This is a genomic window from Enterococcus sp. MMGLQ5-1 (genome assembly GCF_013155265.1).
Lineage (GTDB): Bacteria > Bacillota > Bacilli > Lactobacillales > Streptococcaceae > MMGLQ5-1.
Map to the genome: position 1 here is coordinate 264,047 of NZ_JABJXU010000001.1, position 12,922 is coordinate 276,968.

The 12,922-nt window shown below is 36.6% G+C and carries 10 protein-coding genes; 8 read left to right on the forward strand and 2 right to left on the reverse strand.

Features of this window, described 5'->3' with window-relative positions; genetic code table 11:
* Nucleotides 1-261 precede the first annotated feature (261 nt).
* The 4 genes from HOY35_RS01230 (at nucleotide 262) to HOY35_RS01245 (ending at nucleotide 5,850) form a co-directional block, all read left to right on the forward strand.
* On the forward strand, nucleotides 262-2,001 hold the full coding sequence (locus tag HOY35_RS01230) for a PTS mannitol-specific transporter subunit IIBC (RefSeq protein ID WP_172210200.1): 1,740 nt from the start codon (nucleotides 262-264) through the stop codon (nucleotides 1,999-2,001).
* A 31-nt stretch (nucleotides 2,002-2,032) separates the two neighbouring features.
* Entirely contained in the window at nucleotides 2,033-4,060 is a 2,028-nt protein-coding gene (locus tag HOY35_RS01235; protein ID WP_283770030.1) for a PTS sugar transporter subunit IIA, read from the forward strand.
* A 35-nt stretch (nucleotides 4,061-4,095) separates the two neighbouring features.
* Nucleotides 4,096-4,530 carry a PTS sugar transporter subunit IIA gene (locus HOY35_RS01240; protein ID WP_172210202.1) on the forward strand — a complete coding sequence of 145 codons (435 nt, stop codon included), beginning with the start codon at nucleotides 4,096-4,098 and terminating at the stop codon, nucleotides 4,528-4,530.
* 174 nt (nucleotides 4,531-4,704) lie between these two features.
* Nucleotides 4,705-5,850: a mannitol-1-phosphate 5-dehydrogenase gene (locus tag HOY35_RS01245; RefSeq protein WP_172210203.1), complete on the forward strand. Its 1,146-nt coding sequence runs from the start codon at nucleotides 4,705-4,707 to the stop codon at nucleotides 5,848-5,850.
* A gap of 433 nt (nucleotides 5,851-6,283) precedes the next feature.
* Here the strand turns inward: HOY35_RS01245 and HOY35_RS01250 are convergent, their stop codons facing one another.
* Complete coding sequence (locus HOY35_RS01250) at nucleotides 6,284-6,904, reverse strand: FMN-dependent NADH-azoreductase (RefSeq protein WP_172210204.1); 621 nt, start codon at nucleotides 6,902-6,904, stop codon at nucleotides 6,284-6,286.
* Between the two features lie 246 nt (nucleotides 6,905-7,150).
* Here HOY35_RS01250 and HOY35_RS01255 point away from each other — a divergent pair, with 246 nt between their 5' ends.
* Nucleotides 7,151-9,295, forward strand: a complete 2,145-nt coding sequence (locus HOY35_RS01255) for a PBP1A family penicillin-binding protein (protein WP_172210205.1) — start codon at nucleotides 7,151-7,153, stop codon at nucleotides 9,293-9,295.
* Between the two features lie 295 nt (nucleotides 9,296-9,590).
* Here the strand turns inward: HOY35_RS01255 and HOY35_RS01260 are convergent, their stop codons facing one another.
* Nucleotides 9,591-10,358 carry a peptidylprolyl isomerase gene (locus tag HOY35_RS01260; RefSeq protein WP_172210206.1) on the reverse strand — a complete coding sequence of 256 codons (768 nt, stop codon included), beginning with the start codon at nucleotides 10,356-10,358 and terminating at the stop codon, nucleotides 9,591-9,593.
* A gap of 228 nt (nucleotides 10,359-10,586) precedes the next feature.
* Here HOY35_RS01260 and lepB point away from each other — a divergent pair, with 228 nt between their 5' ends.
* The 3 genes from lepB to pheS all read left to right on the forward strand — a co-directional run bounded on the left by lepB (nucleotide 10,587) and on the right by pheS (nucleotide 12,896).
* Nucleotides 10,587-11,195, forward strand: a complete 609-nt coding sequence (gene lepB / locus HOY35_RS01265) for a signal peptidase I (RefSeq protein WP_283770031.1) — start codon at nucleotides 10,587-10,589, stop codon at nucleotides 11,193-11,195.
* A 60-nt stretch (nucleotides 11,196-11,255) separates the two neighbouring features.
* On the forward strand, nucleotides 11,256-11,567 hold the full coding sequence (locus HOY35_RS01270) for a helix-turn-helix domain-containing protein (protein WP_172210207.1): 312 nt from the start codon (nucleotides 11,256-11,258) through the stop codon (nucleotides 11,565-11,567).
* 291 nt (nucleotides 11,568-11,858) lie between these two features.
* On the forward strand, nucleotides 11,859-12,896 hold the full coding sequence (gene pheS / locus HOY35_RS01275) for a phenylalanine--tRNA ligase subunit alpha (RefSeq protein WP_172210208.1): 1,038 nt from the start codon (nucleotides 11,859-11,861) through the stop codon (nucleotides 12,894-12,896).
* Nucleotides 12,897-12,922: the final 26 nt, after the last annotated feature.

Below are 12,922 nucleotides of genomic sequence, written 5' to 3' on the forward strand. Positions count from 1 at the left end.
CTCATGTCTTTTTAATCTGTTTTAAATTTTAACTCTAAATGAGTTTTTTTTCAATCCTATTGTTTGGAAATATTATCAAATATATCAAAATAAAGTTTAAAAGTTATGATTACCGATTTTTTCGATTTAGCCTATCAAGAACTGTGCTTGAGCAAGGATTAGGGATGACACAAAAAAATGTGACAAACTTGGGCTTAACTTCGGATTTGAAACCGTTTACAATAATAAATGTAGAAGAAATGACCTTAAGGAGGTTTTATTATGGAAAATGGCAAGAGTTTAAAGGTACGGATACAACGCCTGGGAAGTGCATTGAGTAGTATGGTCATGCCTAATATTCCAGCGCTGATTGCATGGGGTGTTTTGACGGCATTATTTATACCTGATGGTTTCTTTCCAAATAAGAATTTTGCAGAAATGGTTTCACCAATGCTATCATACCTTATTCCATTATTAATTGCTTATACGGCTGGTAAAAATGTTTACGAGCAACGGGGTGGTGTTGTTGGGGCAATCGCTGCAATGGGTGCGATTGTTGGCGCTGGGATTCCAATGATTCTAGGTGCAATGATTATTGGTCCATTAGGGGCTTGGCTAATTAAAAAGTTTGATGAAATGGTGACACCACATATTAAAGCAGGCCTCGAAATGCTCGTTAATAATTTTTCAGCAGGCTTGATTGGTTTTGGTCTAGCCTTATTTTCACACTGGGGTATCGGACCTGTTGTTCAAGGCTTGACAAATTTAATGGCGAAGGGTGTTGATTTCCTAATCAGTGCACATTTAATCCCATTAGCAAATATTTTTATTGAACCAGCAAAGATTTTATTCCTAAACAATGCGATTAATCATGGTATTTTAACGCCATTAGGCTTAGAACAAGCTAAAAATGCTGGTAAATCTTTACTTTTCTTATTAGAAGCTAACCCTGGTCCTGGTCTAGGTGTTCTGTTGGCATTTTGGTTTTTTGGTAAGGGGTCCGCTAAAGCAACTGCACCGGGTGCGGTAATTATCCATTTTATCGGTGGGATTCATGAAATTTATTTTCCATATGTCATGATGAAGCCTGCTTTATTTGGCGCAGTTATTGCTGGTGGAGTTACAGGAACATTTGTTAATAATATTCTTGGTAGTGGCTTGGTTGCCCCTGCTAGTCCAGGCTCTATTATTGCCATTCTTGGTATGGCTTCACCTAAGGGCTTAGGTAACATTTTAGCTGTACTTGCAGGTGTTGCCGCAGCAACAATTGTTTCATTTTTGGTAGCCGCAGTCATCTTGAAGCGCGATAAAACAATGGACGATGATTTTGCTAAAGCACAGGAACAAGTTTCCAAAGCCAAATCAGTTTCAAAGGGCGCAGATACAGCATCTGATGAAATGGGAGATATTAAACATATTATCTTTGCTTGTGATGCGGGTATGGGTAGCTCGGCAATGGGTGCTTCTATTTTAAGAGATAAGGTCAAAAAAGCTGGCTTGAAGGTTGATGTCACTAATAAAGCTATCAGTACTCTAAGTGATTCAGATAATACTCTAATTGTGACTCAAGAAGAGCTTTCAGATCGCGCTAAGGTCAAAACACCGAGTGCTGCACACGTTTCAGTTTCCAATTTTTTGAATTCGCCTAAATATGATGAAATTGTTGCCCGCTTATCGAATCAGGAGGTCAGTGAAAAAGCACCTCAAGCCGCAGTTGAAAAAGTTGTAATTTCAGATGAATTTAAAGCGGTTAGTCGAGTAATTTTTGCGCACGATGAGCGAATAGGCTCTACAACGATGGGAATTTCGGTTTTAAGCTCAATTTTTAAAGAGCAGGGTATCAATATACCAATTACTGAGGCCGAGTTTAAGCAGTTACCAAATGATTCAAGTGCTTTAATCATAACTAAAAATACCTTGACTGAAACTGCAAAGAAATATGCACCAAATGCGCAACATTTATCGGTAGATAGTTTGATTACAACACCGAGATACCAAGCGCTTGCTAATGCTTTAAAATAATGAAAAGTGTTAAAATAGGGTCATGGAGGTTATGACAATGTATTTAACACCAAGGCAGAAATTAATTTTAAGAGAAGTTTTAGCGAGTCAAAAGGGTGCATCAATTGATAAGCTGGTTAATCTATTGAAGGTTTCTAAAAGAACGGTCTATCGTGAGCTAGCCGTTCTAACTGAAACCTTGTCAGAGGCAGATATTGCTTTTTTAAAGGGTTCTAAGCATCATTATGTTATCGAAGCAAGTGAGGCACAACTCAAGCTTTTAAAAGAGGCCGCAGAGACACGGACTGAAAATGATTTAGAATTTTCTCAGACTGAACGACAGCACATCATTGTCTTACAATATTTTCTTTATAAGAAAAAGATGACGGTCGAGCAGCTTTCCGATGAATTTTTTGTTAGTAATCATACAATTCTGACTGATTTAGCACAAATTGAGCAAAAATATCAAAAAATGCCAGACTTTGTTATGAAGAAAAGCCCCTATATTACAATCAGTACGAATGAAAGTGTTCTTCGTGAAATTGTGACTGAAATATTGAATTTTGAAATCAACGCTTATAGCTTTTTTTATCTTCAAGAACTGCAAGGTGGGAAGAATGGCTATTTTCTTCAATATTTTATTGCAAAGGATTTAGTGATGCTGAAGCAAATTTTCAAGCATTTTGAAAAGCTCGGCATTAATCAGCTATCAGATGATAATAAAAAATATTTGATGATATTAATTGCGGTTTCTATTCTCAGAGTTCGTGAAGGTCATTCCTTGCAGATTGAGCATCATCATGAAATTAATAAGGAAAGCTTAAATTTAGCACAGCAAATTTATATTGAGGTAGGCAAGCAGACGCACCAGCTGTTCAATTTATTTGAAATTACGCAGCTTGCTTTAAAATTGAGTCGATTAGTTGAAACCGGTGTTCCCTCGATTTTTAATTCGCAATTTGATTCGCAGCGCTTTTATCAAATTCGTGAGTTTGTGACCGCAGTCAGTAACGAATTAAACGGTAATTTTGAGTTAGACACGCAATTATTTTCAAATTTATCTGCAACATTTAGCCAAATGGCGACTCGCTTGAATGTTAATGAGCAAGATTTTTCAAATCCCATTTTAGCCCAAATTGCGCAGATGAATGAAGAAAATCAAGGCTTAGTTCAGGTAATTAAGAAAAAATTAAGGCTATTCTTTAGAAACGAAACTTTTACTGAGGATAATATTGCTCTGATTGCCTTATATTTTCTAATTTCAACAGATGTTAATCCTAATCCACTAGGTATGAAAATTGGTTTAATTTCAGAATATGATGAGATAACGAGCACCTTAGTCGTAAATCGACTTAAACGTTTTTTCCCATTTGTTAAAAAGGTTGATTTTTTAGCTATTTCAACCGTCAATGAACAAAATTTAGCTGACTATGATTATTTATTATCAACCTCTTTATTATCGGGCTTTGAGCATGATTATAAATTGATTTCATTAGCACTGAATAATGAGGAAATTCGCGAGTTGACGACACTTTTTAATCGCAAGCAGCAGCAGATGAAGCAGTTTCAAATTGAAAGAGAGGAGCCAAAGGGCTTAACTTCATTATTTGAAAGAGTTGAGCTATCCGCCTATGTTTTGCAGAATTTTAAAATTGAGGAAATTGATAATCCTGCTTCATTTGAAGGCACATTGAAGTATATTGCCACTCGTCTAAGCCGAGAGGTGATTTCAGATGACGTCGCAGTGGCGGATGGTCTAATTAAACGCTATCATCAAGCACCGATTGGGATTCCAAATACACGCTTTGCATTGGCTCACAGTGCTAGTCAGCTAGTCATCAACCCTTATTTTGCGATTTTTGATTTAAAAAAAGCAATTAAGGTTCAGGGAATGGATCAGGAGGCATTGATTATTGATCGATTATTATTGCTATTAGCACCTGAAACCAATCAAGAGACCAATTTATCGATTCTGGGCAAGATTAGTAGCTCAATTATTGAGAATCCATTGAATACTGAGATTTATAACTCAGGTAATGAAGAAATTATTTTTCAATTACTTAATAAGGTATTGGCATAATTAATATAAGTTAATAAATGATAGGAGCGTTTTAGATGAGTATTGTAGAAAAAAATATGATCAAGCTTAATCAGTCTTTTACAGATAAGGATGAAGCCATTCGTTATTGTGGTCAGGTACTTTTAAAAGCAGGTTGTATTGATAGCGGCTATATCGATGCGATGATTGAACGTAATAACTCACTTTCAGTTTATATGGGGAACTTTATAGCGATTCCTCATGGTACAGATGAGGCTAAGACACTGGTTAAAAAAACAGGTATTACGATTGTTCAAGTACCACATGGTGTTGAATTTGGTACAGCGGACGACTCCAAAATTGCAACAGTCCTTTTTGGGATTGCTGGCGTCGGAAATGAACACTTAGATTTAATTCAAAAAATTGCCGTTTTTTGTGCGGATGTTGATAATGTTGTAAAGCTTGCCGATGCACAATCTGAAGCAGAAATTATGTCTTATTTCAATATTTAATAGCGTATATATACGTCTATCAAACTAGTATAAACAAGCATTGACGACTTAAAGTTACTTGATTGGAATGATTTCTTAATCCTGAAAGATAGATACAAGCTTTTTATGAAAGCTGATAAAGTGATTATTCAATTTTGTCAAGAGGTCGTCTTAAATAAAAAAGGAGTATTAATAATGAAAGCAATACATTTTGGTGCAGGTAATATTGGTCGTGGTTTTATTGGAGAAGTTTTATCACAAAATGGATTTGAAATTACGTTTGTGGATATCAACTCAACAATCATTGATGCTTTAAAAGAAAGAAAAAGCTATGAGGTTGAAATTGCTGATGCAAATCATCAACGCATTTCGGTTGCTAATGTAGATGGCTTGAATAATCAAACTGAGGCGGCTGAAGTTGTAAAAGCGATTGCCGATGCTGATTTAGTCACAACGGCGATTGGACCTAATATTTTACCGTTTATCGCAGAATTAATTGCTGAAGGCATTAAGACACGCCAAGCAGCAGGCAATCAAACACCACTTGATGTAATTGCTTGTGAAAATATGATTGGTGGCTCTGAATTTTTATTTGAAAAGGTACGTGCCTTTTTAGATGATCAAGCACAAGCCTATGTTGCCGAGTATATAGGCTTCCCGAATGCAGCGGTTGATCGAATTGTCCCTATTCAGTCGCATGAGGATCCATTATTTGTTTCAGTTGAACCTTTTAATGAGTGGGTTATTGATGACTCAGCCCGCAAGGCAAAACAAATTAGTATTAAGGGTGTTGAATATGTGCCTGACTTATTGCCCTACATTGAACGTAAGCTTTTCTCTGTCAATACAGGTCATGCGACGGTGGCTTACAATGGGGCTTTTTACGGCTTTAAGACAATTGATGAGGCGATTAAAGACGAACGCGTTTTAACGGCTGTCAAAGCAGTTTTAGGTGAAACTGGTTCACTTGTGATTAATAAATGGGGTTTTGATTCAGTAAAGCACCAAGCGTATATTAATAAAATTATTTCTCGTTTTCAAAATCCATATATTTCGGATGATATCACACGTGTTGCGCGTACACCAATCAGAAAGCTTGGCTTTGACGAACGTTTTATTCGACCAATCCGTGAGCTCAAATCACGTGATTTAGATTATGCTGCCTTACTTGAAACCGCAGCTAAGGTTTTCTTATACCGTGATGAAAACGACGCGCAGGCAGTTGAATTAGCTGGAAAATTAGCTAATCAGGATTTAACTGCTGTCATCATGGAAGTGACTGGTTTGGAGGATACGGAGCTAATTCAAGAAATTCAAACAACGGTTGAAAAGCTAAAGTAAGCTGTTAATTGGCAAAAAAACATCTCTGGTAAGAGCTAATTGAAAGGGGTTGGGACTTTTGTCCCAACCCCTTTCGGATTGTTCGTAATTTACGCTGAACAATGCGACAGCGACTAGTTAACGCCTAAGCGGAAAATCCGCTAAGGCACGTCTTGCACTTTGGCAAAAATCGCCAAAGTGAATGATTGCAAGACTGGCTTGTCTAACAGGCTTTCTATCCTAAAACTGTTCAAACAGTTACGTCATCCGGTCAGACAGAGAACGTCTGTCTGACCGGATGACTCGTCTATTTTTCACAGCTTTAATCAGAGATAGAAAGCATCTTGTTTTAAGATTTTTTGACAAGGCAATTTAGTTTATTTTCTACGTCGGTAAACGTCTGTTGTTCCACCTTCACTTGGAAGTTCAGCCAAGTGGTGTTTTTTATTAACTATTAAAAATTAGCAGCAATTGCTTTGGCACTATTTTGTGCGGCTTCCAATATTTCGGCCTTACGTTCTGGCTGATAATCAATACCCTCAATAAAAATTTGATTTACTTCATCGGCACCTAAAAATTCAAAAATCCCCTTAACATACAATGATGAAGCATCTTTGCCTTCATAAAAGCCACCATTTGATTGAATATGAAGTGTTTTTTTACCGGGAACGAGCGGCGTAGGTCCATTTTCAGTATATTTAAAGGTTTTACCAGCTACATTAATTGCATCAAACCATGCTTTCAAGCGTGTTGGCACATTTAAGTTCCAAAGTGGATTAGCTACAATTACTTTATCTGCTTCGATAAATTGATCAATAAGTTCATTCAAACGAGTAACCTTTTGTACCTGATCATCGCTAAGCTCTGTCAATGCTTTACCACCAGCTAATGCGCCCCATGCAGTTAAAACATCCTTATCAATTTCAGGAATGAAGCTATTGTATAAGTCAACGATTTCGACTGTGTCATTGGGATTTAATTCTTGATATTCATTAATAAATGTGTCGAGGATTAAAATTGAACGAGAGGTTTCGGCATCTAAAGGATGCGATTTGATAACTAAAAGTTTTGACATATTGTATTGCCTCCATTGATTAATAATTTTTTTATAACAATACAATCATATCTAAAAGGTTAATCATTTCGCAATTTATTTGCTCACTAAAAGTAAGTGATTTTTAACCCTTCTTAAGAATTTGGAAATAAGTAGTATAATTTGTTAAAATGAGATAGTTTAGACTATATTCGTATAGTGTATCTATTTTAAACGGGCTGATTTTTTGATTTCAGCTTCGGACAAATTATATAAGGTAGGTAAAAAATGCGTAGTGATCGATATCGTCAGGAAACTGAAATAGAAAAAAAACCGACTCTTTTTAGAGAAAAGCTATTTTTTTGGTTTAAGCGCTTTTGGAAAAAATATCAATTAACAAAAATTATTTTATTAATCGGACTTACCACGATTTTGGTTATTAGCTCGTATTTATTTTATTTGGCTAAAACAACCAATGTCTCTGCTCTACAGTCATCTTTAGAGACTAATACAGTCATTTACGATGAGGATGATCAAGAGGCCGGTGCACTTTATGGTCAAAAAGGGACTTATGTTAAATTGAGCGAAATTTCACCCTATGTTCAAGAGGCCGTTGTTTCAACAGAGGACCGTAGCTTTTATAAGAATAATGGTATAGATTTAACAGGTCTAGCACGTGCTGTGGTTGGCAAGGCAACCTTTGGCTTAATTGGTGGTGGTGGTGGCTCAACCATCACACAGCAACTAGCTAAAAATGCCTATTTAACCTTAGATCAAACAATGACGCGTAAAGCGCGTGAAATCTTTTTGGCGCTGGAAATTAACAAAAAGTATTCTAAAGACGAGATTTTGACAATGTATCTTAACCAGTCCTATTTTGGAAATGGTGTCTGGGGCGTTGAGGATGCTTCACAACGTTATTTTGGTGTTTCTGCCAAAGATTTATCAATTGGTCAGGCAGCAACGATTGTTGGCATGCTAAAGGGCCCTGAAATCTATAATCCTGTTGATTCGCCTGAAAATGCTAATAATCGACGTGATACAGTTTTAAGTAATATGGTGGAACAAAAAAATATTTCGCAGGCACAAGCTGACCAAGAAGCGAGTATCGATATTTCAACTTTAGTTAATAATAATTATCAGGAGGATACAAGTGAAAATTATAAATATCCATCCTATTATGATGCTGTTATTAATGAGGCAATCGACGAATACGGTTTAACCGAAAAGCAAATTTTAAATGACGGTTATAAAATATATACAACACTCAATCAAAATTACCAAGTGAGTATGCAAACGACCTATGCCAATACTTACTTATTCCCGCAGGCTGATGACGGTGAATATGCACAGTCTGCCTCAGTCGCGATTGATCCTGAGACAGGTGGTGTTCAAGCGTTAGTTGGTAATGTCGATACTGGTGAGGGGCATACCTTCCGTGGCTTTAATTACGCAACGCAATCTAAGCGTTCTCCCGGCTCAACCATTAAGCCTTTGGTTGTTTATACACCGGCGATTGAAGCTGGTTGGTCAATTAATAAGGTTTTGGAAGACCAGCCACATGATTATAATGGCTACAATCCTCAAAACTATGGGGGGACCTACTCTGGTGAAGTGCCGATGTATCAGGCGTTAGCAAATAGCTTAAACTTACCTGCTGTTTGGACAATGAATAAATTAGGCATCAACGGTGCTTATCAGATGGGCTTAGATTTTGGTCTTAATTTAACTGAAGATAATAAAAAATTGGGTCTAGCCTTGGGAAGTGGTGTTCAAACAAATCCATATCAAATGGCACAAGCATATGCAACCTTCGCCAATGACGGTGTCCAGGTCAAAGCGCATTTAATTCGTAAAATTGTTGATGGAACCGGTGCTGTTGTAGCAGAGGCAAAGGTAACTAAAACGAGAGTAATCGATAAATCTACTGCGGATAAAATGACCTCGATGATGTTGGGTACTTACACAAATGGTACTGGTGTATACGCAGCACCCTACGGCTATACTTTAGCAGGAAAAACTGGGACAACTGAAACGGATTTTGATGCTAATTTAACAGATGATCAATGGGTGATTGGCTATACGAAAGATGTTGTTGTAACAACTTGGCTAGGCTTTGCTAAAACTGATGAAACACATTATTTAACCGGTATTTCGGCTCAGCAGGCCTCTGCCATTTTCAAAGATCAAATGAGTCGGCTTTTGCCTTATACTGCCAATACGCAATTTACAGTTGAAAATGCCTATTATCAATCAGGTTATGAGTCAGAGGTGACGACTGACTCAACAAGTGAAGAAGCAACGACAGCTAGCAAGTATATTGATGAGGCCAAGAGTGCGTTAGAAAAGGCTAAGGAGAAATTGAAGGATACAGATGATCTTAAGGAACGTGCAAGCAATCTCTGGGATAACATTAAGGGGCTATTTAATTAGCTTGTATGTGGTATAGGTTATTAGATTATTTTTGATTAGAGGTTGATAAATACTGGTTTGATGTCAAATCGGACTGTTTTTACTAAAATGATTAATATGGATGTTAGGCAGTCGTCAGAAGACGACTGCCTTTTGTTGTCTGGCTGTGAAACCGACATTGTTTCTTGGAAAGATTGGATAATTTGCAAATACCTAGGTGACTTCACTTTAGGACGATATGTCTTTTTATCATTTTAAGATAAATAAAAATACTGTATCCTGTAAGCTGCTATGCTTATGAGATACAGTATTATTTTTATGCTTTTGCTTCTTGAATCACTTTGACTGAGGTAATTTTAACTGGATCCTTTGGCGTACTAGATTCACCAGAAGAACTTTCCGTAACTTCAGCTGTGGCAATTTTGTCAACAACATCCATGCCCTCAATCACTTGGCCAAAGACTGTATAATCACCGTCTAGTGAAGGATTACCACCATTTTTATAGGCTTCAATGATTTTTTTAGGATAGTCATCATATAAGAGACCATCACTTTGGTCTTTGTTATTTTGATTGATGAAAAATTGTGAACCATTTGTATCAGCACCAGCATTTGCCATAGAGAGTGCACCACGAAGATTATATAATTGGTTGCTGATTTCATTTTTGAAGCCATTACCACTATCAATCTTTTTGTCCTTATCTTTCCAAATAGACTCGCCACCAGTGCCATCTCCCTTTGGATCACCACCTTGAATCATAAAATTATTGATAACACGATGAAAAGTGGTGTTATCATAATAACCTGCTTTGGCGTGCGTGATAAAATTTTCAACAGCGAGTGGTGCTTGTTCATTGAAAAGCTTAATTTTAATGTTGCCAGCTGTCGTTTCAAGCTCGACGACAGACTCCTTATCATTCACTTCAGTTGTTAATTGTGGCAATTCTAGCTTATCCAGATCCACCTTTTTTTCGGTCTTGCTTTCTGAAGTTGAGCTCTCGCTTTCACTTGAGCTTGTACTGTTACATGCGGATAGCATTAGTACAGAAATACCTGTAATTAAGACTGTAAAAATTTTTTTCATTTATTTAGAATCCCTTCAAAATAGTTTTCCAATAATTAATCAATACGACTAGTATAGCAAATAATGAGTCTGAAATGCGAATTATTCTCTATTTTTAAAATATTAAAGTGTTTAAATTTTAATACCATAAGATTGACGAATTGAGTTTAGATATGAGATTATATAATTATAAAAATATTTGAAGATAGTGTTGCTTTCACTAGATTGATTAAGAGGGTCGTGGATAATTTGAGCAAAAGAGATTTAATTCAAACACTAGTTTTCATAATGGCTATGCTAGTTCTTTTTGTCGTTTTAAGAATTAATGTTTTTTCTCCTGTTTTAGTGACAGGTAATTCAATGGAGCCAACCTTAAGTGATAAAGAACGACTGATTATCTTAAAGCATCAAAAAATTTCTCGTTTTGATTTAGTTACTTTTAAATCTCCAGTAAAAAATGAAGACAAAAATTATATTAAACGTATTATTGGTTTACCGGGCGATGAAATTGTTTATATGGATGACGTTTTATATATAAATGGTCAAATTTTTCAAGAGCCGTATTTAGATGAAAAAAAGATAGCTCATCAATCAACACAGCCCGATGTTGCCTTCACGGCTGATTTTTCATTGACTAGCTTGGCTGGGAAGCCTGCAGATCAAAAAGTGGTTGTTCCCGATAACAGCTATTTTGTCCTAGGTGATAATCGACCAAAGTCCAACGATTCAAGAAACTTTGGTTTTATTAAAAAATCTGATATTATAGGGGAAGTTAAATTTGCCTATTGGCCATTAAGTAAGTTTGGTCCTGTATCAACCATTCAAGAAAAAGAAGAAAATGGCATTACGGACAATTAGTCTTACGCCATTAGGCACGAATTATTTTTATCAAATGAATGATAGATAGAGGTGTGCAAGATGGGTGAAGAAACTAGGTATCAGCTATGTCCTAAATATGAACAAGCATTCCGAATTGTTGGTAAAAAATGGACGGGTCTGATTGTTGATGTACTTTATCACAATGGCCTTTGTCGCTTTAAAACTTTAAACCAGCAAATTGAAAATATTTCAGAGCGTGTATTGACTGTTAGATTGAAAGAATTAGAAGCTGAAGGGATTGTCTCAAAGTGTGAACGCGAGGAAGTTCCCGGTTATGAATTGACTGAAAAAGGGATTCTACTTGCAAAAGCGCTAAATGAATTGAAAAGCTGGTCTGACCAGTTTTGTTGATATGATTTTTGTTAATCTGAATTGACAAACAGTAACAATTTGTTACAATTATGATGATATTGATTAACTCAAATTGGAAATAGTAATCTGTAAGAAAATAAAGAGAGGTCGGCAAATGCTGAGAGCTGACCATTTTTTGAGCAGATGAATTTCACTCCTATTAGTTTGAGTTCGGCGTAAGTCGTTAAATGATGAGTGTGCAGCTATACTGCAAATTAGGATGGTACCGCGAGCCTTCGTTCCTTTGGGAATGAAGGCTTTTTTAGTTTAAAAAAGTAGAAAGAGGTTACGATGAGTTTACAAGAAAAATTAGAGGCATTAAGAGATCAAACACAGGCTAAATTGGTGCAAGTAAAGGATTTGAAGTCATTAAATGATTTAAGGATTGAAACTTTAGGAAAAAAGGGACCAATTGCTGAAGTATTAAAGGGTATGCGTGATTTGTCGAATGAGGAGCGTCCAAAGGTTGGTGCCTTTGCCAATGTAATTCGTGATGAAATTACAGCATTTCTTGAAGCTAAAAAGTTGGAGTTAGAAAAAGCAAAAATCAATGCTCAACTAGAAGCCGAAGCAATAGATGTTACCTTGCCTGGTGCTCAGATTCAGCGTGGTAATCGCCATCTTTTAACACAGATTTCTGAAGAAATTGAAGATATTTTTCTTGGTATGGGCTATCAGGTAGTTGAAGGCTATGAAGTAGAATCAGATGAATATAATTTTGAACGAATGAATCTTCCAAAGAATCATCCAGCTCGTGATATGCAGGATACTTTTTACATTACAGATGAAATTTTATTGAGAACCCATACCTCGCCCGTTCAGGCTAGAACAATGGAAAAGCATGATTTCACTAAAGGACCATTGCGCATGATTTCTCCTGGTCGTGTTTATCGTCGTGATACGGATGATGCAACACATTCACACCAGTTTCATCAAATTGAGGGGCTAGTAATTGATCAAAATATTTCGATGGCTGATTTAAAGGGGACGCTGGAATTATTAATTAAAAAAATGTTTGGTGAGGATCGTCGAATTCGTTTGCGACCAAGCTATTTTCCATTCACTGAGCCCTCGGTTGAGGTTGATGTATCCTGCTTCAAATGTGGTGGCTCTGGTTGTAATGTCTGTAAATGGACTGGCTGGATTGAAATTTTAGGTGCAGGCATGGTTCATCCTCGAGTGCTTGAAATGAGTGGCATTGATTCAACTAAATATTCAGGTTTTGCCTTCGGAATCGGACAGGAGCGGATTGCCATGTTAAGATATGGGATTAATGATATACGTAGCTTTTATCTTAACGATATTCGTTTTTCAGAGCAATTTAAATAATTAAGGAGGTGGGGAAAAGACGTTTA